The organism is Bradyrhizobium valentinum, assembly GCF_001440405.1.
Lineage (GTDB): Bacteria > Pseudomonadota > Alphaproteobacteria > Rhizobiales > Xanthobacteraceae > Bradyrhizobium > Bradyrhizobium valentinum.
The window spans coordinates 17,097-42,364 of sequence record NZ_LLXX01000034.1; the positions used below are offsets into that span (position 1 = coordinate 17,097).

The window sequence follows — 25,268 nt, forward strand, 5'->3', positions numbered from 1 at the left end:
TCCGGAGACGGCGCTAACGCGCCTCCTCACCATGAGGGTCTGATGGTTGCTACGCCGTTAGGCTGCACGTGTCAGCCGCGTACAACAAACAAAACCCCGCCCGGAGGGGACGCCGGGCGGGGTCTTTGTCCGGTCGTATCTCGCGCACATCCGCTTGCGCGGCGCCCGGACTAATCGTTCAGGCTACTGAAGGTCAATCGACCACCTGAACGATACGACGTGAGCGCGGTTCGACCAATATTGTCTGGCCGTTCACCACGGTGTAGCGATAGGGCGTCACGCTAAACGATTGCGGCACGTCGTAATAGGTCACGCCGGTTTCCGGCAGCACGGCGCCAACCGTCACACGCTCGGAAATCGTGTAGTTCGGCACGCGTTCACGTACAATGTATTCGCGAAAGGCCGGACGCTGGTCGGCGGTGATGCCTTCATGTTCACCGATGACGACCGTGCTGCCGCCGGCGGTGCCGATGGTAGTCTGCGCCTGAGCCGCGATCGGGGCAGCCATCGCGCCGGCGATCGCCGCAATGGCAAATAGTCTGTTCCGCATGGTCAACTCCTTCGCGAGAAGAGGCGCCGGCTTCCGCCAGCGCACACAATGCGGGCCAATTCATCCCGTGCTGCATTGTTCCTGAAAACCGCGGCCTCATCAGAGGCATTTCTGGGGAATTGTTGCGGAGGCTGGAACCCATTGAACCGGTAAGCGTCTTGCTATTCCGGAACCGCGCCAGCGGTTAAGTTGCCACCCTCGATTCGATTCCCCATCAGCCGGAGATTCCAATGACCATCACCGCCGCGCAACTGCCTGCGATCGTCGCCCTTGTCGCAGGGATTTTCATCCTGATCATGCCGCGGCTCCTCAATTACATCGTAGCGATTTACCTGATTTTCGTCGGGCTGGTCGGTCTCGGTGTGCTCAAGATGTTTCGGTTCTAGCGAAGGAAAGCAGGGTTTCGCAGCTTGCGCGGAACCCCTCAAAATGGTGTAAGGCGCGCATCTTTCTCCCTTTTTCGGATAGTTGGAATCCATGGCCAAAGCCGTCGCGAAGTCCAAGAAGGCTGCAGCGAAATCTGCAGCGAAATCAAAGCCATCGGCCCGAAAAGCCGCTGCTGCTCCTTCCGCCCGCAAGGCGCTGAAGAAGGCGCCGGCCAAGCCGGTCGCCAAGGCCAAGCCCGCCAAGAAGCCTGTGGTCGGCAAGCCCGTCACCGAGGCGGCAAAATCCGGAAAGTGGGTCTATACCTTCGGAGACGGCAAGGCGGAGGGCAAAGCGGGCCTGCGCGACCTGCTCGGCGGCAAGGGCGCCAACCTCGCCGAAATGGCCAATCTCGGCCTGCCGGTGCCTCCCGGGTTCACCATTCCGACCTCGGTTTGCACGTACTTCTACGCGCACGACAAATCCTATCCGCCCGCATTGAAGGCGCAGGTCGAGAAGGCGCTCGATCACGTCGGCAAGCTGACCGGCAAGGCGTTCGGCGATTCGAAGAATCCGCTTCTGGTGTCGGTCCGCTCCGGCGGCCGCGCCTCGATGCCGGGCATGATGGACACCGTGCTCAATCTTGGCCTCAACGATCGCACGGTCGAAGCGCTCGCCGAACTATCGGGCGATCGTCGCTTCGCCTACGACAGTTATCGCCGCTTCATCACGATGTATTCGGACGTAGTGCTGGGCTTCGAGCATCATCACTTCGAGGACATCCTCGACACCTTCAAGGACGGCCAGGGCTATACGCTCGACACTGATCTCACCGGCGACGACTGGGTTGAACTGGTCGGCAAGTACAAGGAAGCGGTGGCGCGCGAGACCGGCAAGGATTTTCCGCAGGATCCGCACGAGCAATTGTGGGGCGCGATCGGCGCGGTGTTCTCATCGTGGATGAATACGCGTGCGGTGACCTACCGGCGCCTGCACGATATCCCGGAGTCATGGGGCACCGCGGTCAACGTGCAGGCCATGGTGTTCGGCAATATGGGCGAGACGTCCGCGACCGGTGTCGCGTTCACGCGCAATCCCTCGACCGGCGAGAGCAAGCTCTACGGCGAATTCCTGATCAACGCGCAGGGCGAGGACGTGGTGGCGGGCATTCGCACGCCGCAGGACATTACCGAGGAAGCGCGCCAGGAATCCGGCTCCGACAAGCCGTCGATGGAAAGTGCGATGCCGGAGGCGTTCAAGGAGTTGACGCGGTTCTACACACTGCTCGAAAAGCACTACCGCGACATGCAGGACATGGAGTTCACGGTCGAGCAGGGCAAGTTGTGGATGCTGCAGACCCGCGGCGGCAAGCGCACGGCGAAAGCGGCGCTGCGCATCGCGGTTGAGCTCGCCAATGAAGGCCTGATCTCGAAGAAGGATGCGGTGATGCGGATCGATCCGGCTTCGCTGGATCAATTGCTGCATCCGACCATCGATCCCGCCGCCAAGCGCGACGTGATCGCGACGGGCCTGCCGGCCTCGCCGGGGGCCGCATCGGGCGAGATCGTGTTCTCGTCGGATGAAGCCGCCAAGCTGCAGGCCGACGGCCGCAACGTCATTCTGGTGCGGGTCGAGACCAGCCCGGAAGACATTCACGGCATGCACGCCGCCGAAGGCATCCTGACCACCCGCGGCGGCATGACCTCGCACGCCGCGGTGGTCGCGCGCGGCATGGGCAAGCCCTGCGTCTCCGGCTGCGGCGCCATTCGCGTCGACTACGGCCGCGGCACGATGAGCGTCGGCTCCCGGACCTTCAAGACCGGCGATGTCATCACCATCGATGGTTCGCTCGGCCAGGTCTTGGCCGGCCGGATGCCGATGATCGAGCCGAAGCTGTCGGGCGAATTCGGCACGCTGATGGGCTGGGCCGATCAGGTTCGCAAGCTCGGCGTTCGCGTCAACGCCGACACGCCGGAAGATGCGCGCACCGCGATAAAATTCGGCGGCGAGGGGATCGGCCTGTGCCGCACCGAGCATATGTTCTTCGAGGAAACCCGCATCCGCACCGTACGCGAGATGATCCTTTCCGAGGACGAGCAGTCGCGCCGTGCCGCGCTGTCGAAGCTGCTGCCGATGCAGCGCGCGGATTTCGTCGAGCTGTTCGAGATCATGAAGGGGCTGCCCGTCACCATCCGCCTGCTCGATCCGCCGTTGCACGAGTTCCTGCCGCACACTCAAGCCGAGATCGAGGAAGTCGCGCGCGCGATGAACACCGATCCGCGCAAGCTCGCCGATCGCGCCCGCGATCTCGCCGAGTTCAACCCGATGCTGGGCTTCCGCGGCTGCCGCCTCGCCATTGCCTATCCTGAAATCGCCGAGATGCAGTCGCGCGCGATCTTCGAGGCGGCGGTCGAAGCGGAAAAGCGCACCGGCAAGGCGGTAGGCCTCGAGGTGATGGTGCCGCTGATCGCGACCAAGGCCGAGTTCGACCTGGTCAAGGCGCGGATCGACGCCACCGCGCAGTCGGTGATGAAGGAGACCGGCAAGAAGCTGGCCTACCAGGTCGGCACCATGATCGAGTTGCCGCGCGCCTGCCTGATGGCCGGCGACGTCGCGCAGACCGCGGAGTTCTTCTCGTTCGGCACCAACGACCTGACCCAGACCACCTACGGCATCAGCCGCGACGACGCCGCAAGCTTCCTCGGCACCTATGTCAGCAAGGGAATCCTGGAAATCGATCCGTTCATCTCGGTCGATCGCGATGGCGTCGGTGAACTCGTGAAGATCGGCGTCACCCGCGGCCGCAAAGCCCGGCCCGGCCTCAAGGTCGGCATTTGCGGCGAGCATGGCGGCGATCCCGCATCGGTGGCGTTCTGCCACGAGATCGGTCTCGACTACGTCTCCTGCTCGCCCTATCGGGTGCCGATTGCACGTCTTGCCGCCGCGCAGGCCGCGCTCGGCAAGACGGTCGCAAGCCAGGCGTAAGCTTCGCAGCCAGAGAGATTGGAGTGGTCGGGATTTTCCCGGCCATTTTCTTTTGCACATAACGCGAGGCGTCATTCCGGGATGGTCCGAAGGACCAGACCCGGAATCTCGAGATTCCGGGTTCGATGCTTCGCATCGCCCCGGAATGACGGTCGCGATCATGAGTTCCAGTCGTCACACGGACGCGCCGATTTTCTTCATCATCTTCGTTGACGAGATGTTTACCACTTTCATCACGTGCCTGTTTACCAACCCTTCTCATGCGTCAGGCGAAATCCGCGCGATCTCTTGCGTGTAACACGCAGGCCACGCCGATTAACTCCCCGGCAACCTAAATTCGATACCAACAAAAAAGGTCGAATTGCACGGATGTACTGACGTTCGATCCTTGTAAGCGTTGCGTGAGCGTACCGATGTTTGTGTTGCGTAACCAGCCGAAGGGCGCGCGATTTGCGTCCTTCGGTCTCGGTCTCTGCGTCTTCGCATTGATGCCGACCGAGATCGGATATCAGGATATAGCCTCGCTGCTGGCGCGCCAGCCCGGCGTCGCCGAGCGCTGGCAGAAGCGGGTGTTCTCCTCCGCCGGCACTATCCAGGTCGCAACGTTCTCCTTCGGCCGTCCGATCGGAACCTTCTCGCCGCAAACTGCCACCTACCGACTGGCCCGCCTCGACAATCAAGGCATCGACATCACGGGATCTGTGACGCGCAACCCGCTCGTCGCTTCGCCGCCGCGTTATCACGCCGCCGATTTTCCCAAGGTCGATCGCACACTGAAAGGTGATCGGCTCATCGTGACACCGCCACCGCCTGCGGAGACCGCAATCCCTGCCGAGCGCGCGCCGGCGATCGAGGATCCCGCGACATCAAATGCCTCGGTCAAGGGCGCCAAGACCACCGAAACGATGCCGTCGGTCGAGCGCGCGCCGCTCGATCCCGAGCTGCAGGCCGCCCTGAGCGCGCCGCCGCTTGAACAATACGATATGTCGCTCTCACTCGAAACCAAACCGGTTGACGATCTCAAGCCTCCTCGGGAAGCGCCCGCGCTTGCTCCTGCGCCCCCACGTGATGGCTTCTCGTTCAAGACCTCGAGCCTGTTCTTTGGCTCCTCGCTCGGCTCGCCCGAAAGCATCGAGCGATGGCAGCCCGGCGAAGAGCCTGTCATCGTGATGCCGGCCGCGCGTCCCGATCCCGACATGAAGGTGATGGCCTCGCTGCCGGTCGACGCCGACGGTCCGGTGCGAGCCGGCGACATGGGCGAGAGCGTCGCGCCGAAGGGCGAAGTCAACGCCGACAACCAGCGTGCCAAGACGCCGGCCGAGCGTCTTGGCTTGTTCGACGAAAAGTCGCGCGCCAAGTCGGAGAAGTGCCTGGCTGAAGCCGTCTATTTCGAAGCCCGCGGCGAAGCGGTGCGGGGCCAGATCGCGGTGGCGCAGGTGGTGCTGAACCGCGCCTTCTCCGGTAGATATCCCGAAACTGTGTGCGGCGTGGTCTACCAGAACAAGCACCGTCATTTGGCGTGCCAGTTCACCTTTGCCTGCGACAACAACAAGGACGTCATTCGCGAGCCTGAGATGTGGGAGCGCGCGCAAAGAATCGCGAAAGCGATGCTCGACGGCCAGCTCTGGCTGCCGGAGGTCGACAAGTCGACGCACTACCACGCTTATTGGGTGCGCCCGTCCTGGGTCAATGAAATGAAGAAGACGTACAAGACCGGCGTACACACGTTCTACCGGCCGCGCGCCTGGGGCAACGGCAGCGATGCGCCGAGCTGGGGCACGGCCGCCGAGACCGCGGCGATCTCCGCCAAGCTCGCCGAAGCCGCACAAAGCTCGGCCGAGCAGGCCAGCGCGAAACGGTAACGTCCGTCGTTCCTGCGAACACTGGGACCCATACCGCGTGATCTTTCGATGAAGCGCGATGGCAGACGCTCCGCGTCAGCGAACGCACCGCCATAGCTTGCTCAAGTAAAGCCGTCTCCCCTCCTGTCCATTCCGTCCGCCGCGGCGTATGGGTCCCTGCGTTCGCAGGGACGACATCGTGGCGAACCGTTCCCCTGCAAAATTGTACTCATTGCCCTCGCTAATTTTGCAGAGCTGCCCTGCAGCGGAAAATTTTTCTATGGCGCCCCCTTGGGCTTTTCATGCATCTGCATTAACTCACCGTAACGTTTCGCCTGGCGGTCCCGGGCGCGGATTGTCCAAGGGGGAAATAGATGGCTGTTACCAGCGGTGAGCTTCGTCCATCCTCCGGCCTTGGCGCCTGGCGCACCCCGCTTGTCATCATCATCTGCGGCTGCGCGATCGCGCTGCTAAGCTTTGGGCCGCGCTCGAGCCTCGGCTTTTTCGTCCAGCCGATGAGCCGCGAGTTCGCTTGGGGGCGCGACGTTTTCGGCCTCGCGCTGGCGCTGCAGAATCTATTGTGGGGTCTCGGCCAGCCGATCGCGGGTGCCATCGCCGATCGCTTCGGCATCCTGCGGGTGATGATCGTCGGCGCGCTGCTCTATGCCGGCGGTCTGCTCCTGATGCGTTATTCCACGGCGCCGCTTTCGCTCGATCTCGGCGCCGGCGTCCTGATCGGCTTCGGTCTATCAGGCTGTTCGTTCAACCTGGTGCTGTCGGCATTCAGCAAGCTGCTGCCGCCCGAACGGCGCGGCTTTGCGCTCGGCGCCGGCACTGCGGCCGGCTCGTTCGGGCAATTCCTGTTCGCGCCGTTCGGCGTCGCGATGATCGACAATTTCGGCTGGCAGGCGGCGCTGACGGTGTTCGCCTTGCTGATGCTCTTGATAATACCGCTGTCGCTTGCGATCGCGACGCCACCGGCGACGACGTCATCGTCGTCGAACGTTCCCGCCGCGGACCAGCAATCGTTCAAGACGGCGCTGGCGGAGGCGTTCGGCCATCGCTCCTATGTATTGCTGGTGCTCGGCTTCTTCACCTGCGGCTTCCAGCTCGCCTTCATCACGGTGCACCTTCCGGCCTATCTCGCCGATCGTGGCGTCTCAGCGCAGACCGGCGGCTGGGTGGTCGCGGCCATCGGCCTCTTCAACATCATCGGATCGCTCAGCGTCGGCTGGCTGCAGAACAAGTATCCGAAGCGCTACATCCTCTCGCTGATCTATTTTGCCCGCGCACTGTCGATCATGGCGTTCATCTCGTTTCCGATCACCACCTTCTCGGCGATCGTATTCGGCGCAGTTACTGGCCTCACCTGGCTCTCGACGGTGCCACCGACCTCGGCGCTGGTGGCGCTGATGTTCGGCACCAGGTGGTTCGCAACGCTGTACGGCTTCGCCTTCGTCAGCCATCAGGTCGGCGGCTTCCTTGGTGTCTGGCTCGGCGGCGTCGTGTTCGAGCAGTTCGGCTCCTATACGCCGATCTGGTGGCTCTCGATCATGTTTGGTGTGCTGTCGGCGCTGATCAACCTGCCGATCGTCGAGCAGCCGGTCGCGCGCCCGGTTGCACAACCCGCCTGATGCGGTAAACACTCCCGACACAGAACAGTCCGGGGAGGTTTGCCATGGGAACGTTCAAAGCCATCAGGATCGACAAGGCAGAGAAGGGAACCACCGCCGCGCTGACGCAGTTCGACGAAGCCGAGTTGATGGAAGGCGACGTCACCGTTGCGGTCGAATGGTCGACGCTGAACTACAAGGATGGTCTGGCCGTCACCGGCAAGGCCCCTGTGGTGCGGCGCTTCCCGATGATCGCCGGTATCGACTTTGCGGGCACCGTCGAACAATCCTCGCATCCGGAGTGGAAGGCGGGCGACAAGGTCGTCTGCAACGGCTGGGGCATGGGCGAGACCCATCTCGGCGCCTATGCCGAGAAGGCGCGCGTCAGGGGTGACTGGCTGGTGCGGCTGCCCGATGGAATTTCGACGCGTGAGGCGATGGCGATCGGCACCGCCGGCTACACCGCGATGCTGTCGGTGCTGGCGCTGGAGAAGCACGGCCTGACGCCTTCGAGCGGCGCGGTCGTGGTGACCGGTGCCGCCGGTGGCGTCGGCTCGGTCGCCACCGCTGTGCTCTCCAAACTCGGCTACCACGTCATCGCGTCCACCGGGCGGATGTCGGAAGCCGATTATCTCAAAGGCCTCGGCGCAGCCGAGGTGATCGACCGTGCCGAACTCGCAGGACCCGCCAAGTCGTTGGCCAAGGAGCGCTGGGCCGGCGGCGTCGACAGCGTCGGGTCGACCACACTCGCCAACCTGCTCTCGATGACGAAATATGGCGGTGCCGTCGCGGCCTGCGGCCTTGCCGCAGGTATGGATCTGCCGTCCTCGGTCGCGCCGTTTATTTTGCGTGGAGTGTGCCTTCTGGGCATCGATTCCGTGATGTGTCCGTTGCCCCAGCGCAAGCTTGCATGGAACCGCCTTGCCAGCGATTTGGACAAGGGTAAACTCGCTGAAATTACTCACGAAATTGGCCTTGACCAGGTCATCGGGGCGGGCGCGCAAATCCTCGCTGGACAGGTCCGCGGTCGAATCGTGGTAAAAATTGTCTAACGGCGTTCAGACTTTGCCAACTAACCTGCTCCAATGTTGCCACGGTTGATATGGTAAGCAGCGGGTAAAGAGGCCTGCAGCATGGTCCGGCAGATTGGGGTCCCGGTTTTCATGCTCAAGCCAAGGCGGGCGCCCGCGCTCTTGTTAAGTTGGAGTAGCTGCATGCTTGCGCGTTTGGTTCTGGGGGCCGTCACGGCCAGTGCGATGATCGTTCCTGCGCTGGCCGGGAGCATGAATGCTGACGAGGCGCGCCGGTTTGTGACCGGCAAGGTTTTCGCCTTTACCTGTTTCGACGGCACCCGTGGCGCCGGCCGCATCCTCGATGATCTCGGTGCAGCCGGTTCTATCCAGTTCAGTGGCTCGGGCCCGATCCGTCATGTGCGCCTGCCCGGCAACACGTTGCAGATTCGCGGCCAGGCCGTTTGCGCTTCGATCAAGGGTCTTCCGTTCGAGCCGTGCTTCAATCTCGACAAGCGCGACGATCGCTCGTTCCGCGGCTCCGTCTCGGGCATGGGCTTTGCCTATTGCGATTTCCGCCATCAGGGCGCCTCGCAGATGCTGATGGCGCGCTCTGTGGCGCGGCCGCGTTCGCTGCATCGTCGGGAGGAGCCGGCGCGCGCGGCGACTGACGCACGTGCCGAGGTAACGACGCGGGTCGAAACGCCGGCGGTCGAAAGCGCCAAACTCGAGCCGGTGAAATCCGAGCCGAAGGCGGAGCAGGCCAAGTCTGAACCGGCGAAGGCCGAGAGCGCCCCGGAGCTGCGCCGCTCGACCGATTGATCGCGGAAACGGCGCCTAGGCCAGGACGGCAAATAAGCTCGAGATCGAATGGGCGTGCGGCCGGTCCGAGAGCCATCGCGCGGCCGCTGAATCATCCCACATCCAGCCTCATCCGGCGCACCCGATCCCGTAGTCATACGGGCTAGCGGATTCACGCCCTGGTAGCGAATCTCATCCCAAAGTGGTGACCGGCAGAGAAGGCCGGGAGGCGGCCCAACACATGAGATCGATCATGCCGCTATATTTTTTTCGGATCAGCCACGGTCGCTACGCAGGTGCGTCCGATCAGGGATCCGAATTCGAAAGCCGCGAGGCCGCCTGGACCGAGATGACCAAGGTTTGCGGCAACCTCCTCGGCAGCCTTTCGCGCAGCCTGAAACAGAACGCCGAATGGCAGATGGAGCTTCTGGACGAAGCCAAGAAGCCGGTGTTCAGGATTCGCCTTGTCGCGGAATCCGTTAGTTAGTGCTCAATCCGGCGTTCGCCCTGCGCCCGGGTATTCTTACGGACTTCCGAATTAACCATCGCTTGCGACCCGATGCGTACCGTTGCCGAATATTCCCGGCGCATCGAAGATTGACGGCAATCCTTCATAATCTGCGGCGCCTGTCTCCAACGCTTGAGAGAGCCAGCCATGTCCGCACTGTCCATCCGCGCCAAGGTCATCGCTGTGATCGCATTCATGCTGATTGCGATGTCCGGCTTGGGCCTGCTGGCGATCCGCAGCATGCAAGCGATCAACGCCCATACGGTGGAGATCGCCTCGAGCTGGCTTCCGAGCGTCCGGGTGCTCGGTGAACTGCGCGCGGATATCAATCTGTTTCGTGTTGCGCTCCGTGCCCATGTTATGGCGGAAACTCTGGAGGCGAAGGCTGCCAACGACAAGAGGCTGGCCGGTATCCTCGAAAGGATCGCGAAAGACCGCAAGGCTTACGAGCCGTTGATTTCGACTTCCGAAGAGCGCTCGATATACGAGAACTGGACGCGTGCCTGGGACAGATACATGACCGGCGTTCAGGACGTGATCGAGTTGTCGCGTCAGAGCGTGGGACGGATTCCGCATGAGGCCAGCGAGGCCATCTCCAAGAAGGTCGCGGTCATCGCTGCCGAATCCGATGCGCTCCTGGAAAAATCCATCAACCTCAACAATACACGTGCGGACACCGCGACCCGGCAGGCCGCGGAAGGTTACAATTTCGCGTTCTGGACCGTTCTGGGCATCGTCGCTGCCGTCGTGATTTGCGGTGTCGGCGTCGGGATCTATCTGGTCCGCGACCTCTCGAGCGGAATTGCTTCCATCGTGAAGCCGATGCAGGCGCTCGGAAGCGGGGATCTGACCGCCGAAGTGACGCGCCGTGGTGAGAAGACCGAGATCGGCGCGATGGCGGACGCCTTGCAGGTGTTCAAGGATGCGCTCGTTGCCAAGAAGGCAGCCGACGAAGCCGCCGCGCGCGACGCCGAAGCCAAGATCGAGCGCGGCCGCCGTGTCGATCGCATCACACGCGACTTCGAAGCCATGATCGGCGAGATCGTCGAAACCGTTTCGTCGGCCTCAACCGAGCTCGAGGCTTCGGCTGACACGCTGACCTCGACCGCGGAGCGTGCGCAGGAACTCGCGACTACCGTCTCGGCGGCATCGGAGGAGGCTTCCACCAACGTCCAGTCGGTCGCGTCCGCCACCGAGGAAATGGCGTCCTCGATCAATGAGATCAGCCGCCAGGTGCAAGAGTCTGCGCGGATGGCGAGCGACGCCGTGGATCAGGCTAGCCGGACAAACGATCGGGTCGGTGAATTGTCCAAGGCCGCCGCCCGCATCGGCGACGTGATCGAGCTGATCAACAACATCGCGGGCCAGACCAACCTGCTTGCCCTCAACGCCACCATCGAGGCGGCACGCGCCGGCGAAGCCGGCCGCGGCTTCGCGGTTGTCGCGTCCGAAGTGAAGGCGCTGGCCGAACAGACCGCCAAGGCGACCGGCGAGATCGGTCAGCAGATCACTGGCATCCAGGCTGCGACCCAGGATTCGGTCGGCGCCATCCAGGAAATCTCGGGCACCATTGGAAAGCTGTCCGAAATTTCCTCGGCGATCGCGGCCGCCGTGGAAGAGCAGGGCGCGGCGACGCAGGAAATCTCTCGTAACGTACAGCAGGCGGCGATGGGGACACAGATGGTTTCCGCCAACATCACCGATGTGCAGCGCGGCGCGACCGAGACGGAGACCGCCTCGTCGCATGTTCTCTCCGCGGCGCAGTTGCTGTCTGGCGATAGCAACCGTCTCAAGATCGAGGTCGCCAAATTCCTCGAATCGGTCCGTGCCGCCTAGCGCGGTTTCGATGGTATCGAACCAGAGCTAGATTCTTGACTTGACGCGTTTTCGTCACGCGAACAGGTTTCCACCCCGGATCAAGTCCGGGGCAGGCTTTCGCGTGAAAACGCTCTAGTTGATCAACTCCCTGTTGGTGCGGCCGGCGCTGCCGCTTGCCTGCGAAACAGGATCCGCTGGTACAGCCAGCCGATCGCCACCAACACTAGGCCGAGACACATGAACGACAGCGCGCGATAGACGCCGGTCAGTGCCGACATGTCGATCAGGAAGGCTTTCAGGATCGTTAGTCCGATGACGATCGCGGACGCCAGCCGTGCGCGTTGCGAGTTGAAAAGAATGCCAACGCCGAGCAGTACGACGCCGAACGCCAGGTACGCGATCGAATAGGTGTATTGTTCGGCACCGGTGGTCGGGCCGACAGAGATCGCCGGGCCGTGATAGATTCGCCTGATCTCAAACGTCACATAGGCAAGCGCGAGAACGAGCGCTCCGGCCGCAATCGTGTTGGCGTAGGCGACCGGTCGGCGGCCGGCAACGGCATAGGACAATAGCAGCGCGAGCACCGCGGGCAGGGCGTAGCCGAGCAGCAGGAGGTTGATGACGATGCCGCCGACGTCGATGTGCCAGAGAATCGGGTTTTCCAGCAGCAACAGCCCGAACAGCGCCGCGAGGCCGGCGAAGGCCGTCAGCAGGATCGCGCCGGCATTGTGGATGACGCTGCCGGTGCGGATGCGCAGGCGCTCCAGTCCGATCGCCATCGCCAGCGTGACACAGACCTGCAGCGCGACCTCGGTCAGACCGGCACTCTGGCGATAGACGTCGCCATTATTGACGGCATGACGGATCTCCATGAACGCGAGCAGCACCGTGAACAGAATCGCCGCCGCCTCCACCGTCCGCAGCGGTGCGTCATCGCCGCCACGGCGCAGGAAGATGCTGCCGGCCCAGAAGGAGAGAGCGGGAATGCCGTAGCCCCACAACAGCCAGTTGAAGATCGGCGTGGTGCCGACAGCTTGGCCAACAATGCGCGGCTCGTAGCCGATCCGCAGCACCACGATGCCGGCGAGGACGGCAGCGAGCGCGCGCAGGAACGGGATCGGCCGCTGCGTCGAAATCCAGGCGGTGCCTGCCGACATCAAAGCCAGCGCAATTGTCAGCCAGCCTTTTTCCAGCGCAAAGGTAAGCGCGAGCGCCAGCGCTGCGAGCGTGCCGGTCGCAAACAGCGCGATCGAGGCCTGTAGTCCCGGACGGTCATCGCGTTTGCTGAGGATCTCGGTCGCGGCGGCATAGGCCACAGCCAGCACGACCGCGAGAATCGCAAACGGAATCGAGCGGTCAAGATGCGCGATGCGGGCGTAGAGCGCGACCAGAAGCGCCAGCGGCGTGAAGACTGCGGCGGCCGACCAGATCACCGGTATGATCGGTCCAATGAAGCGGTTCTGCGCGAGGAATCCCGCCACGCCGAAGCCGACGGCGAAGATCGCAGCCGAGATCAGGTGCAGCGACACCGATCCGTCGGTGACATTCGGCCCGATGTCTGACAACGGGCCGCCGGGCAGCACCAGCATGTCGGGATTGGCGCGAACGGCCCATTCGGCGAACACTACAAAGACCAACGCGGCGGCGGCTCCGACGGCGCCGGCGGCGGCATCGCTGCGCCAGGCGACCACGAGGCTGCCGGCCACCAGCAGGCCGAACACGATCATCGCAGCGTCAGCATGGAAGCTGTTCAGCACGATCAAGGTTGCGCCGAGCAGATAGGCCGCAAGCGAGCCGGATGAGATCGGCTCGACCTGCCCCTCGTCGGCGGGCGGGCCGAACATGAAACCGCATACCACGAGCAGCGCGGCGAGAATGAAACCGGCGAGCACGTGGAACGCATGCGGGCCGACCATCGATGGGCCGCATTGCAGGCAGGGGAAGGTCCACAGCAGCGCAAACGCGATGGTGGTAACGGCGAGCCAGCGCCACAGCCTGACGCGCGCAAGACCGAAGGCCGCGGCGGTGACGATCGCGAGATAGATGTAGAGCGCCCAGAAGTCCGGCTTGTCGGATGAGACCAGGATCGGGGTTACGAAGGCGCCGACGACGCCAAGGCCGGCGAGCGCCGGGCCATGCAGCAGCGCTGCGGCCAGCGTGCCGAGCGCCACCAGCCCGAGCAGGATGAACGCAGTCGCGGGCACCAGGAAGCCATACAGCGCATAGGCGGCGTACACCGTAGCAAACGCTACTGCCGTTCCGGCAGCGGTCAGAATGGCCGGAATGTTGGCGATCGGCAGGGTCGCAATGGAAGACACGCTCTCCTTGCGGCGCGTCCATTCACCAGCCAGCAGCAAGGCGAGCGCGAACACGCCCCCCAGCATCGTGCGCACACCCGGGCCGAGCAGGCCGGCCTCGATCGAATATCGAACCATGAAGAATCCGCCGAGCGCGAGCGTCAGCCCGCCGACCCACACCACCCAGCGGGTGCCGATCGTCTCCTCGAAGCCGCGGTCGGGCTGCGGCAGTGGCGGTGGCGGCGCACCGCCCGCGGCCTGCTCTGGGGTCTCGGAAGGCGCAACGGGCGCTGTGGATTCTACGTCCGGGACGATGGGCGGCGGTGTCGGTGCGGCCTCGGCCGAGGCCGGCGGCAAGGTCTGCTCGAACGCTTCAAATGGCGTGAGCGGCGGAGGCACGGGCGCTGCCGCTGTCGCCGGTGCCGCCTGGATGGCTTCCAGGCGCGCGCGCAACTCCGCCACCTCATTCATGGCCTTGCGCGCGAAGATGAGGGCGACGATCGCGATCACGAGCGCGAAAAAAACGAAGGGGTCGTCGAACATGGAGCCTCCAGGCGGGCGCGTCAGACCGTTAACCGGCCACGTCGGCAGCCCGGTTGCAATCCTGTGTGCGCCTTTGTCCGCTAAAAGTTCAAATCTGCCGCTATTCCAGATCGACGCGGAACGGCCGGCCCTCGACGGTCATGCTGCCGGGGCCCATTTCGTCGAGTGCGCGCAGCATCCGGCCCTCGCGTCCCAGCGCCTTGTCGGCGAGGCTGACGATCAGCCGGTTGGGGGAGGCGATCGGGGAGCGGGCGCGAATCTGCCTCGCGATCTCGATCTCGTCGCGGTGCGGATTGAGCGCGCAGGCGGCCGCAAAGGCGCTTGCCGTCGAGCGGCTGATGCCGGCATAGCAATGCACCACCATCGGCGCGCTGCGGTCCCAATTGCGGACGAAGTTCAGCACCCTTTCGATATGATGATCTGCCGGCGCGACAAAACCGTCCATGTGCTCGGTGATGTCGTCCATCGACACTTTCAGATGGTTGGCCTCGAGCACCGATGCTGGACGGAGCACCTGATCGACATTGGCCATCACGGTGAGAATGTGGCTGGCGCCAGTGGCTTTGACGATCTCGGGAAGTGCGGCAAGCGAACAGACGTGAAGCATGGCGATCCCTGGAAGCATTCTTTGGCAGGCTTTGTCGCAATTATAGGCCCGCGGGTGCGTCGGTGAAAGCAGGTTTGCGTGAGCCGTTCAAGCGAGGAGCAGCTTGAATCGGGCCAAAAACTGCTTCTCGGCCCGGGCCGCGGTCCACGGCGTCAGATAGTCGCGCACGGTGGCCTCGGGCAGGCCGGGATCTCTGCCGAACAGGCGCTTCGCCTCGGCGTGTGAAAATCCTGCCAGATGGGTGGCTTCGAGATAGGCCGCGCCGCGATCGGCCGCCTTGATGGCTTTGGTGATTTCATCGGCAAGAATTGGCGGCAGGCCGAAGCGAATATGGATCGCCGCCAGCAGGCGCTTCTCCACCACCTTGTAGTCGCCGCCGAGCACCGCCTTGAACGGCGAGATCATGTCGCCGATGACATATTCCGGTGCGTCGTGCAGCAGCGCAGCGAGCCGGAAGCGTACGTCGACGCGCGGCATCTGCTCGCGCATGACGGTTTCCACCAGCAGCGTGTGCTGCGCCACCGAGAAAATATGCGCGCCGCTGGTCTGCCCGTTCCAGCGCGCAACGCGCGCCAGGCCATGGGCGATGTCGGCGATCTCGATATCGAGCGGGGAGGGGTCCAGCAGATCGAGCCGCCGCCCCGACAGCATCCGCTGCCAGGCGCGATTGGCGATGCTGGACGATTTTCTCGCCGTCATTTGGCCTTGAGGCGCGGCTTGCGAAGTTTGCCGCCGCAGGTCTCGTGGCAGAAGCACGTGACCAGGTGGTCGTTGACCATGCCGGTGGCCTGCATGAAGGCGTAGACGATGGTCGGGCCGACGAATTTGAAGCCGCGCGCGCCGAGCTCCTTTGAAATCTTGACAGAGACCGGCGTCGACGCCGGCACGCTGGCCGTGGTCTTGAACTGGTTGACGAGGGGCTTGCCGTCGACGAAGTCCCACAGGAACTTGGAGAAGCCCGCGCCTTCTTCCATGATCTTCAGATAGGCCTTGGCGCTGTTGACGGCGCCTTCGATCTTGGCGCGGTTGCGCACGATGCCAGCATCGTTCATCAGGGCGTGAATCTTTTTAGCGTTGTAACGCGCGATCTTCTCCGGCTGGAAGTCGTCGAAGGCTTTGCGAAAATTTTCGCGCTTGCGCAAAATCGTGATCCACGACAGCCCGGCCTGGAAGCCGTCGAGGATCAGCTTCTCATAGAGCGCCCGGTCGTCATATTCGGGCACCCCCCACTCGGTGTCGTGATAGGCCATGTAGAACGGGTCTTCGCCGGGCCACGGGCACCGTATCTTGCCGTCGGGGTGCAGGCGCGCAGATTTGCTCATGCGACGGTCTGCTTCGGTGGGGTGCGAACGTCGTTCGGGTCGGTCAGCCGGATCGCAAGGCCGCCGGCCGTCAACGAATGTCCCGCATCGAGTGCGTCCGCAACGCGGTCGATCCGGACCAGCGCGAGGCCATGGCCGCTGGCGGTCGATCCCATGGCGCCGACCTGCTTGTCGCCGCCGAGAACGGCAACGCCCGTCTCTGGCGAAAAGTCTTCGAGCGTAATCCGCACGATCCGTGTGCGCGCGGTGCCGCGATGCTGCATCCGTGACACCACCTCCTGGCCGACATAGCAGCCCTTGTCGAAGTCGACGCCGTGCAGGCGATCCATATTCGTCTCGTGCGGAAACGCGTCGCTGTACATGAAATCGAGCCCGCCGCGCGGCACGCCCATGGCGATGCGATGGGCCTCATAGGCATCGCTGTCGACGAGATCGGCGCCGATCAGATCGGCCACCTTCTGCTTGAGCTCTTCGGGCACGAGGATGCGCCAGCCCAGCGCCTCAAGCCGCGGATCGGCAAACGCCAGATCGGGCTTCATCGCAGGCTCGCCGTCCCATGCCGCCAGCACGCCCATGCTGCCCGAGATATTTTCCACCGCGACCTTGGCGCGCAGCTTGTAGAAGCCGAGCTTGTCGGCGAGGTTCTGCGCCAGCGCGCGGGGCGTATCGATCAGGAATCCGCCGCCATGGCCGGCCGGCGCTTCCGTGATCAGGAAGTCGGCCGTGATCTTGCCCTGCGGCGTCAGCAGCGCGCCGAACCGGCCAAGGCCGGGCTCGAGCAGCGTGATGTCTGTGGTGACGAGGCCGTTGAGGAAGCTGCGGGCATCCTCGCCGCTGACCTTGACCACGCCCCTATCAGGAAGAAACGCTGCTTTCATAAGCTAAATCGGCCTCTTTTGACGTGTTTTTGAAGTTCCTGGGGAAACGCAGGTGACGGATATCCCATGCGAAGTTAAGGCGCTAAAGTGCCGCCAACAAGGCCTGTGCGAAAGCCTGACGCGGGCGTCCAAGGATCTTTGAAGCTCCGATGAATCAACGATTTGATACCATTCTAAAATCCGGCACCGTGGTCAATCAGGACGGCGAGGGCATCCGCGACATCGGCATTTCCAACGGCCGGATCGCCGCGGTCGGCGGGCTGGGACAAGCCTCCGCCGCTGAGACGATCGACTGCAAGGGCCTGCACATCCTGCCCGGCGTGATGGACACGCAGGTGCATTTCCGCGAGCCGGGCCAGACGCATAAGGAAGATCTTGAAACCGGTTCGCGCAGTGCCGTGATGGGTGGCGTCACGGCTGTGTTCGAAATGCCGAACACCGATCCGCTGACCGTCACGGAAGCCAACTTCACCGACAAGGTGAAGCGCGGCCGTCACCGCATGCATTGCGACTTTGCTTTCTTCGTCGGTGGCACGCGCGAGAACGTTCAGGATCTACCTGAACTCGAACGCGCACCGGGCTGCGCCGGCGTGAAGGTATTTATCGGCTCCTCCACCGGTGCGCTGCTGGTCGAGGATGACGAGAGCCTGCGCCGTATCTTCCAGGTGATCCGCCGCCGTGCCGCCTTTCATGCCGAGGATGAATACCGCCTCAACGAGCGCAAGCCGCTCCGCGTCGAGGGCGATCCGCGCTCGCATCCGGTATGGCGCGACGAGACCGCGGCGCTGATGGCGACCCAGCGGCTGGTCAATCTTGCGCGCGAAACCGGAAAACGCATCCACGTCCTGCACATCTCGACCAAGCAGGAAATCGACTATCTGCGCGACCACAAGGATGTCGCCTCCTGCGAGGCGACGCCGCATCATCTCACCATGGCGGCGCCCGAATGCTACGAGCGGCTCGGTACCCGCGCGCAGATGAACCCGCCGGTGCGCTCGGCCGATCACCGCGACGGTATCTGGTACGGCATCGAGCAGGGCATCATCGACGTGCTTGGTTCCGACCACGCCCCGCATACGCTGGAGGAAAAGGCGAAAACCTATCCGGCCTCGCCCTCGGGCATGACCGGGGTGCAGACGCTGGTGCCCTTGATGCTCGACCACGTCAATGCTGGGCGGCTGTCGCTGGCCCGTTTCGTCGATCTGACGAGCGCCGGCCCCGCGCGTCTCTACAACATCGCCTGCAAGGGCCGCATTGCGGCAGGCTATGACGCCGACTTCACCATCGTCGATCTGAAGCGCTCTGAGACCATCACCAACAAATGGGTAGCCTCGCGCGCCGGCTGGACGCCCTATGACGGCATGCGTGTCACCGGTTGGCCTGTCGGCACATTCGTGCGCGGCAGGCGTGTGATGTGGCAGGGTGAGGTAACGACGCCTTCCACCGGCGAGCCGGTGCGGTTCCTGGAGACGCTGAAGGCGTGAGAGTTTCTGCTGTGCTAGGGGCGCGGCGTCGCGCCAACCATAGTCGTCGTCACCCGCGAAGGCGGGTGATCCAGTATTCCAGAGACGATAGCGATTGAATCGAGAAGCCACGGCGTACTGGGTCGCCCGGTCAAGCCGGGCGATGACATTTGTGCAAGTTCATTGCTTCGCCAGCGACAGCGAAAACTCGCCGTTGCGCACGCGAGCCGAGAGACCTTCTGCGAATTTCGCTACCGCGTCCTCGCCATAGGTCGAGACCAGTTCGGCCAGCGCCGTGAACAGGCTCGCCTGTGCGAGGCAGTCGCCATCGACGCCCTCGTGCCGCGCTTCCGCCCAGGCCTCGTTGAGGTAGCACAGGGCAGTCTGCTTCTGTTCGTGATCGGGAAGCGGGTCGCGGGCGATCGAGAAGGAGGCTGGGCGGCTCATGAAGCTCAACGAAATCTGCGCGCGAACCAGGGCGGATCGCAGCCTAACGCGATAAGCTGTAGCATGCGCCGCGAGCCCGCCTAGGCCACATCTTTAAGAAGGGTTAACGGCGCTGCCGAATTTCAGGCGGTGCCAAAAATTCCCGCTCGTTTCACGTAATGCAACCGAGGATCGCGCCCGGAGTAGCGCAAATATGGTGCGCGCCGGCCTCTAGCAACTCGTCCCGGCTGCCGTAGCCGTACAGCACGCCGATGCCCTTCATGCCGTTGTTTTTCGCGCCGACCATGTCGTGGCTACGGTCGCCGATCATCAGGGTTTTGGCCGGATCGACCGACGTCTCCTTCAGCGCGTATTCCAGCAGATGCGACTTGTCCGCGCGCGTGCCGTCGAGCTCGGCACCGAACACGCGCTCGAAATGGCTGCGCAGGCCGAAATGGTCGATAATGCGGTCGGCGAACACGTGCGCCTTGCTTGTGGCGACGAACAGCCGGTGGCCGGAAGCGCATAGCGACGTCAGCACCTCGCTGATGCCGTCGTAGACGCCGTTCTCATACAGGCCGATGTCGGAAAATCGCTCGCGGTAGAGAGCCACCGCGCGATCGGCGGCGTGATCGCCGCCAAGCAATTGCACGAAGCTCGCGCGCAGCGGCGGGCCGATGCACCAGGTCAGTTCGTCCGCGGTCGGAATTGTATGATGATCGAGCTTTTGCAGCGCGTATTGGATCGAGCGGGTGATGCCCAGCTTGGGGTCCGTCAGCGTTCCGTCGAGGTCGAAATAGATTGCGTCCATGGTTGCCTAGTTCGCGTAGCGCGCGGTGAGGTCGCGCGAGATCTTTGAACCTTCCTCGATATATCGGCGGATCGCGACCGAAGCGGCCGGCGTGCAGGTCCGGTAGGTCTGCTGAAAGCCGTTATAGCCGCGGTTGAAGCCGGCGATCATGCGGGCGCGGCGGTCGCCCGACGGGGTTTCGGCGTCGATCAGCGCCTGCATTTCGTTGCGCCATTTCGCCCCTTCATTGGCGCCGCAAATGCCCCGGAGATAGTGCAGGGTGCCGAGTATCTCGGCCAGCCGCTGCAGTTCGCCGTCAAACGGCGCGGCGGCATCCTGGGCCCGCACGGGGGCCACATGGCATGCCGAGATGAGGATGAGGGCGGCGAGGGCGTGCTTGAGCATTGGGGCCGATATGCCCCCTCAAGACGCCCGAGGCAAGGCGTGAAGCCCTGGAACGACCGCCTAGACCAGCTTCCGGGCGGCCTCGATGACCTCCAGGAGGCCGCCGGTGACCTTGAGATCGCCAAGCCCATCCGGCGCCAGCCATTTGAAATCGTCGTGCTCGTCGTTCAGGACCGGCTCCCCGCCCGCCCAGCGGGTCGCGAACGACATGATCACGTAATGCCCGCCGCCAGAGGTCCCGGGCAGCACTTCGCGCCAGCCTGCCAGGCTCAAAATCTCGATTCTTAGGCCCGTTTCCTCGTCCACCTCGCGGTGGAGCGCGCTGTGCAGGGATTCGCCGAATTCGACCCGGCCGCCGGGGAACGAGTAAAAACCCTTGCCCGGCGAGCGGGCGCGGCGGACCAGGAGGACCTTGCCGTCGCGGAAGATCGCGCCGCTGACGGCGAGCTCGGGGCGGGTCGGCTGAACTGGGGAAGCCAAGGGGTGATCCAGGTAAGCAGGGAACTTGCGGTGGAAGCGATCATGCCCGATCGGCCCGCGCAGGTCTAATGCGGCAGGGTGGCGTGAAGCGGGAGGCTGTTAGTTCGACATCACCGCTTCGACGTCGACCTCGGCGTTACCGTTGATGATGCCGCCAGCCAGCGCCACCAGCGGCTTGACCCAGGCGGTGGCCTGCTCGGCCAGCGTGGCGCGGGTCCTGTCCTGCTGGGCTTCGCGCATCGCCTTGCCCACCGCGGTCAGGATCGAGGTCATGGTCGCAGTGAGATGGTCGAAATTGGCACGGACCTTAGGGTCGGCACATTCATAGGCCTCGATCGCGAGGTCGCGGGCCTTGAAGTTGGAGGCCCAAAAATGCTCGGCGTAGGACAGCGGAGTCCAGGTGAGGAAATCCTCAGCGCATTCCGGCATGTCCGGAACCATTTCGAGCAGCATGATGGCTTCGTTGAAATGATTCAGGTAGTCGGTGGCGAGCCCGGTGCGCGGATTGATGTTGGCGGCGCGCAACTGCTCCGCGCGGGCCTCGTCTATACGGCCCGTCGGTGGCGGCATCGGAAAATCGGATTGCAATTGGGTGGCGGCCGTGGAGGTCATCTGTCCCACTGTTAACATCTGGGGTTAACAGCCATTAAACGGCGGCTTATCTTGGTCAGATAATGTGCGGACGTTTCGTCATTACCTCGCCGCCGGCGGCGCTTCGGCAGATATTCGGCTATATCGAGCAGCCCAATTTCCCGCCGCGGTATAATATCGCGCCTAGTCAGCCCGTTCCGGTTGTCCTCCTGGAAAATGGCGGTCGCCACTTCCGGCTGATGCGCTGGGGACTGGTGCCCTCGTGGGTGAAGGATCCCCGTAAATTCACGCTTCTGATCAATGCGCGTTCCGAGACGGTTCTCGATAAGCCTGCCTTCAAATATGCCATCAAGCGGCGGCGCTGCCTGATTCCGGCGGACGGATATTACGAATGGCAGGATGCCGGCGGCCGCAAGCGGCCGTTCTTCATCCATCGCCGCGACGGCCGGCCGGTCGGCTTTGCCGCGCTCGCGGAGACCTGGATGGGGCCGAACGGCGAGGAGACCGACAGCGTCGCCATCGTCACCGCGCCGGCCAGCCGCGACCTTGCCACGCTGCATGACCGCGTGCCGGTGACGATCGCGCCTGAGGAATTCGAGCGCTGGCTCGACGGGCGCACCCACGACGCCGAGGATGTGATGCCGCTGCTGCGCGGGCCGACTGAGGGCGAGTTCGCGTGGCACGAAATTTCCACCCGCGTCAATCGCGTGGTCAATGACGACGAGCAACTGCTGTTGCCGATCACGGACGAGGAGCGCGCGGCGGAGGAGCCGAAGCCTGCCAAGCGTGCTGCGCCGCGCAAGGCGGCATCGGTGGTGCCGGAGGATGACGGGCAGGGCTCGTTGTTTTGAGGGGGATTCAATCTCGTTCTCTCGCAATGTCGCACCTCATCCTGAGGAGCCGCGTAGCGGCGTCTCGAAGGATTGAGGCCACCAGCCGGGCCTCATGGTTCGAGACGCGCTACGCGCTCCTCACCATGAGGAGTTGACGCTTGCCTTGGTCCTCACCGGAAAATATGCAGCGCCGCGTATTGCAGCAGCATGATGGTCTTGGCGTCGGCGATGCGGCCGTCTGAAATCATGGCGAGCGCGGAGTCGATCGCCAGTTCCAGCACTTCGATGTCTTCGCCTTCCTCGGCGATGCCGCCGCCGCTATTGATGCGCATCGCTGCTTCGTATTCGGCGACGAAAAAGTGCAGCTTCTCCGTGACCGAGCCCGGGCTCATGAAGGCCTCGAACACCTTGCGCACATCGTGAAGCCGATAGCCGATTTCCTCTTCCGCTTCCGCGCGAATCCGCTTCTCGGGAGTCTCGTCGTCGAGCATGCCGGCGGCGGCCTCGATCAGAAGATCGTCATGACCGGCAAGGTAGGCCGGCAGGCGGAACTGCCGCGTCAGCACGACGGTGCGGTTTGCGACATTGTACGGCAACAGCGTCGCGGCATGACCACGGTCGAAGACTTCCCGCTTCTGCGTCTGCCATTCGCCGTTGCCGCGGCGATAGTCGAACTCGACTTCGCTCAACCGATAGTGCCGGTCGGAGAGCACGCTGACGTTCTTGACGCGGACACGATCGGAGATGGTCATGGAAATCCTTCAGCTCGGCGGCTCGCGGCCGTCGAGCCATTTGGTGAAAAACAGGATCTGCTGCTCGCCGAAGCCGATCGACTGGTAGAACGCAGCGACGCCAGAGTTTTCCGGCCGCACCAGCAATTGCAGCTTGGGAACGCCGGCCGCGCGCAGCCAGTCCTCGGCCGCATTCATGATGGCGCGGCCATAACCTTTGGCGCGGAGGGTAGGATCGGTGGCGACGTAATAGACCCAGCCGCGATGGCCGTCATGGCCGACCATCGCGGTCGCCACGATCGCATTATCGTCGCGGCCGATCAGCACGGTTGAGTGCGGCCCGCGCCGGGCGAGCGCGATGTCGGCAGCCGGATCGTTCCACGGCCGCGTCAGGCCGCAGGCCTGCCACAGCGCGATCACGGTGGGGACGTCGGCATCCGCGATGTCGGCGATGGCGAGCATGGGAATAGGCTTCGTCGCTGATACGGTCACAGCACCTTGCCCGGATTCATGATGCCGAGGGGATCGAGCATCGTCTTGATGCCGCGCATCAATTCGATCGCGACCTTGTCCTTGACGTCGGGCAGTTCGTCGCGCTTGAGCACGCCGATGCCGTGCTCGGCCGAAATCGATCCGCCCATCTGCAGCACGATCGCAAACACCACCTCGTTCACCTCATGCCAGCGCGACATGAAGTCGGCGGTGTCGCCGCCGATCGGCTGGCTGACATTGTAGTGGATGTTGCCGTCGCCGAGATGGCCGAACGGCACCGGCCGCGAGCCCGGAATGAGCTTCACCACCGCCGCGTTGGCCTCCTCGATGAAAGCGGGCACGGCCGCAACCGGTACAGATATATCGTGCTTGATCGAGCCGCCTTCCGGCTTCTGCGCCGCCGACATCTCGTCGCGCAACTTCCAGAACCCGGCGCGCTGGGAGAGATTTGCCGCGATCACGGCGTCGTCGACGATGCCTTCCTCCATGCCCTTAGCGAGGATGGATTCCAGCGCGCCGCGGGCGCCGTCGCGTGGAGACGACAATTCCATCAGCACGTACCAGGGATGCTTTGATGTCAGGGGATCGCGGATGTCGATGCCGTGGCGCAGGCTGAAATCGACCGCGATGTCGGCGAGCAGTTCGAAGCTGGTGAGGCTGCCGGCCGCCTCGTTCTGGGCGATCGACAGCAGTTTCAGCGCCTCTGCCGGCGATTTGAGACCGACATAGGCGGTCTCCACCGCATGCGGCTTCGGAAACAGCTTGAGCGTCGCCGCGGTGATGATGCCGAGCGTGCCTTCGGCGCCGATGAAGAGATTGCGCAAATCGTAGCCGGTGTTGTCCTTCTTCAGCTTCGACAGCCCGTTCAGGATCCGGCCGTCGGCGAGCACGACCTCGAGCCCGAGCGCCATCTCGCGCGCCACGCCGTACGCTAATGCAGCGGTGCCACCCGCATTGGTGGAGAGGTTGCCGCCGATGGTGCAGCTTCCTTCCGCGCCGAGCGATAGCGGGAACAGACGACCGGCTTCGGCCGCACGTTGCTGCGCGATCTGCAGCACGACGCCGGCCTCGCAGGTCATCGTGTTGGAGGCCGGATCGATCTCGCGGATCTTGTCCAGCCGCCGCATCGAGACGACGACCTCGCCATTATGCGGGGTCTGGCCGCCGACCAGGCCGGTATTGCCGCCCTGCGGCACCAGCGCGATTTTGTGTTCGCTGGCGAGCTTGCAAATCGCGGACACTTCCGCCGTGGAGCCGGGCCGCAACACCAGCGGCGAACGGCCGTGGAACAGATCGCGTTCCTCGGTGACATAAGGCGCGATATCGGCCGCATCGGTCACCGCGTATTTGTCGCCGACGATAGCGCGAAATTTTGCGATCAGCTCGGCGGGGAGCGGCGGCACGGAAGCTTGCGAAGACCCTTGAACGGATTCTTGGACGATATTCATTTTCTTCTTCTCTTTCATTCCCGCCCGTTCAATTCTCGCCCCATGGCTGCGCGGCGCAGCCGGTCGTTGATGGCTTCACCCAATCCCTCGTCCGGAATGGGCATCACCGCAATGGTGTGCACGCCTTTGCCGTCGAGTGCGCGAAGATGGCCGAACAGATTGGCGGCGGCCTCCGCAAGATCGCCGCGCTCCGACAGATTCATCACCGTGGACGCTGCGTCAATTCCCGAAATTGCTCCGAGGCCAAACGCGAGCAATGCTTCGCCGGGCTCCAGCAATTGTGCGTTGAGGCGCACGCGCGCGCGCGGCGCGTAGTGGGACGCCAGCATGCCCGGCGCCAGCGGTTGCCCGCTGTCGCTCTCAGTGTCTGCCGGCGGCTGCACCAGCGCGCGGCCCAGCACGCGTTCGATCTCCGCGCGCGGCAAGCCGCCGGGGCGCAGCAGGATCGGTTCGTCAAAGCAGCCGACGATGGT

General features: G+C 63.7%; 25 protein-coding genes. 10 read left to right on the top strand and 15 right to left on the bottom strand.

The features are described 5' to 3' along the window. Positions 1-193: 193 nt before the first annotated feature. A complete protein-coding gene (locus CP49_RS06715; RefSeq protein ID WP_057849532.1) occupies positions 194-550 on the bottom strand; it encodes a DUF1236 domain-containing protein in 357 nt (118 codons plus the stop codon). Between the two features lie 230 nt (positions 551-780). Between CP49_RS06715 and CP49_RS42310 the strand changes: the two genes are divergently transcribed. The 8 genes from CP49_RS42310 to CP49_RS06750 all read left to right on the top strand — a co-directional run bounded on the left by CP49_RS42310 (position 781) and on the right by CP49_RS06750 (position 11,507). Beyond that, a complete protein-coding gene (locus CP49_RS42310) occupies positions 781-936 on the top strand; it encodes a DUF3096 domain-containing protein (protein WP_082645887.1) in 156 nt (51 codons plus the stop codon). Positions 937-1,027: 91 nt separating this feature from the next. Further along, a complete protein-coding gene (gene ppdK / locus CP49_RS06720; RefSeq protein WP_057849509.1) occupies positions 1,028-3,898 on the top strand; it encodes a pyruvate, phosphate dikinase in 2,871 nt (956 codons plus the stop codon). A 413-nt stretch (positions 3,899-4,311) separates the two neighbouring features. Then, positions 4,312-5,760: a cell wall hydrolase gene (locus CP49_RS06725; RefSeq protein WP_057849510.1), complete on the top strand. Its 1,449-nt coding sequence runs from the start codon at positions 4,312-4,314 to the stop codon at positions 5,758-5,760. A gap of 353 nt (positions 5,761-6,113) precedes the next feature. Then, on the top strand, positions 6,114-7,373 hold the full coding sequence (locus CP49_RS06730; RefSeq protein WP_057849511.1) for an MFS transporter: 1,260 nt from the start codon (positions 6,114-6,116) through the stop codon (positions 7,371-7,373). Between the two features lie 44 nt (positions 7,374-7,417). Continuing rightward, entirely contained in the window at positions 7,418-8,404 is a 987-nt protein-coding gene (acuI, locus tag CP49_RS06735; RefSeq protein WP_057849512.1) for an acrylyl-CoA reductase (NADPH), read from the top strand. A gap of 162 nt (positions 8,405-8,566) precedes the next feature. After that, positions 8,567-9,184 carry a hypothetical protein gene (locus CP49_RS06740; RefSeq protein ID WP_057849513.1) on the top strand — a complete coding sequence of 206 codons (618 nt, stop codon included), beginning with the start codon at positions 8,567-8,569 and terminating at the stop codon, positions 9,182-9,184. Between the two features lie 232 nt (positions 9,185-9,416). Next, on the top strand, positions 9,417-9,650 hold the full coding sequence (locus CP49_RS06745; RefSeq protein WP_057849533.1) for a DUF6894 family protein: 234 nt from the start codon (positions 9,417-9,419) through the stop codon (positions 9,648-9,650). A 168-nt stretch (positions 9,651-9,818) separates the two neighbouring features. After that, positions 9,819-11,507, top strand: a complete 1,689-nt coding sequence (locus tag CP49_RS06750; RefSeq protein WP_057849514.1) for a methyl-accepting chemotaxis protein — start codon at positions 9,819-9,821, stop codon at positions 11,505-11,507. Between the two features lie 122 nt (positions 11,508-11,629). Here the strand turns inward: CP49_RS06750 and CP49_RS06755 are convergent, their stop codons facing one another. From CP49_RS06755 to ygfZ, 5 genes are all read right to left on the bottom strand, one after another. Continuing rightward, complete coding sequence (locus tag CP49_RS06755) at positions 11,630-14,329, bottom strand: DUF2339 domain-containing protein (RefSeq protein WP_057849515.1); 2,700 nt, start codon at positions 14,327-14,329, stop codon at positions 11,630-11,632. Positions 14,330-14,429: 100 nt separating this feature from the next. Next, positions 14,430-14,936 carry a tyrosine phosphatase family protein gene (locus CP49_RS06760; protein ID WP_057849516.1) on the bottom strand — a complete coding sequence of 169 codons (507 nt, stop codon included), beginning with the start codon at positions 14,934-14,936 and terminating at the stop codon, positions 14,430-14,432. Positions 14,937-15,023: 87 nt separating this feature from the next. Continuing rightward, positions 15,024-15,635, bottom strand: a complete 612-nt coding sequence (locus CP49_RS06765; RefSeq protein WP_057849517.1) for a YfbR-like 5'-deoxynucleotidase — start codon at positions 15,633-15,635, stop codon at positions 15,024-15,026. Beyond that, on the bottom strand, positions 15,632-16,258 hold the full coding sequence (locus CP49_RS06770) for a DNA-3-methyladenine glycosylase I (protein ID WP_057849518.1): 627 nt from the start codon (positions 16,256-16,258) through the stop codon (positions 15,632-15,634). Before CP49_RS06770 ends, CP49_RS06765 begins: the two co-directional genes overlap by 4 nt. Beyond that, positions 16,255-17,136: a CAF17-like 4Fe-4S cluster assembly/insertion protein YgfZ gene (ygfZ, locus tag CP49_RS06775; protein WP_057849519.1), complete on the bottom strand. Its 882-nt coding sequence runs from the start codon at positions 17,134-17,136 to the stop codon at positions 16,255-16,257. The genes CP49_RS06770 and ygfZ overlap by 4 nt, the downstream gene beginning before the upstream one ends. Positions 17,137-17,285: 149 nt before the next feature. On the opposite strand from ygfZ, the gene CP49_RS06780 reads away from it, so the two are divergent. After that, positions 17,286-18,620: a dihydroorotase gene (locus CP49_RS06780; RefSeq protein WP_057849520.1), complete on the top strand. Its 1,335-nt coding sequence runs from the start codon at positions 17,286-17,288 to the stop codon at positions 18,618-18,620. Between the two features lie 159 nt (positions 18,621-18,779). On the opposite strand, the gene CP49_RS06785 is transcribed toward CP49_RS06780, so the two are convergent. The 5 genes from CP49_RS06785 to CP49_RS06805 all read right to left on the bottom strand — a co-directional run bounded on the left by CP49_RS06785 (position 18,780) and on the right by CP49_RS06805 (position 21,312). Next, positions 18,780-19,046, bottom strand: coding sequence for a hypothetical protein (locus CP49_RS06785; protein ID WP_057849521.1), 267 nt, complete (start codon positions 19,044-19,046; stop codon positions 18,780-18,782). A gap of 151 nt (positions 19,047-19,197) precedes the next feature. After that, entirely contained in the window at positions 19,198-19,836 is a 639-nt protein-coding gene (locus tag CP49_RS06790) for an HAD family hydrolase (RefSeq protein WP_057849522.1), read from the bottom strand. A gap of 6 nt (positions 19,837-19,842) precedes the next feature. Next, positions 19,843-20,220: a TIGR02301 family protein gene (locus CP49_RS06795; protein ID WP_057849523.1), complete on the bottom strand. Its 378-nt coding sequence runs from the start codon at positions 20,218-20,220 to the stop codon at positions 19,843-19,845. Between the two features lie 60 nt (positions 20,221-20,280). Next, positions 20,281-20,700 carry an NUDIX hydrolase gene (locus CP49_RS06800; RefSeq protein WP_057849524.1) on the bottom strand — a complete coding sequence of 140 codons (420 nt, stop codon included), beginning with the start codon at positions 20,698-20,700 and terminating at the stop codon, positions 20,281-20,283. A gap of 99 nt (positions 20,701-20,799) precedes the next feature. After that, positions 20,800-21,312 carry a hypothetical protein gene (locus tag CP49_RS06805; protein WP_057849525.1) on the bottom strand — a complete coding sequence of 171 codons (513 nt, stop codon included), beginning with the start codon at positions 21,310-21,312 and terminating at the stop codon, positions 20,800-20,802. 62 nt (positions 21,313-21,374) lie between these two features. On the opposite strand from CP49_RS06805, the gene CP49_RS06810 reads away from it, so the two are divergent. Then, positions 21,375-22,142, top strand: a complete 768-nt coding sequence (locus tag CP49_RS06810) for an SOS response-associated peptidase (RefSeq protein WP_057849526.1) — start codon at positions 21,375-21,377, stop codon at positions 22,140-22,142. Positions 22,143-22,294: 152 nt separating this feature from the next. Here CP49_RS06810 and CP49_RS06815 read toward each other — a convergent pair whose 3' ends face one another. The 4 genes from CP49_RS06815 to CP49_RS06830 form a co-directional block, all read right to left on the bottom strand. Next, positions 22,295-22,876, bottom strand: coding sequence for an NUDIX hydrolase (locus tag CP49_RS06815; RefSeq protein WP_057849527.1), 582 nt, complete (start codon positions 22,874-22,876; stop codon positions 22,295-22,297). A 9-nt stretch (positions 22,877-22,885) separates the two neighbouring features. Further along, positions 22,886-23,317: a GNAT family acetyltransferase gene (locus CP49_RS06820; protein WP_057849528.1), complete on the bottom strand. Its 432-nt coding sequence runs from the start codon at positions 23,315-23,317 to the stop codon at positions 22,886-22,888. 26 nt (positions 23,318-23,343) lie between these two features. Beyond that, positions 23,344-24,795 (bottom strand): FAD-binding oxidoreductase, encoded by a 1,452-nt coding sequence (locus CP49_RS06825; RefSeq protein ID WP_057849534.1) that lies wholly within the window; start codon positions 24,793-24,795, stop codon positions 23,344-23,346. A gap of 14 nt (positions 24,796-24,809) precedes the next feature. Then, the coding region (locus CP49_RS06830; protein WP_276326832.1) for a Sua5 family C-terminal domain-containing protein at positions 24,810-25,268 on the bottom strand (459 nt) is incomplete at its 5' end.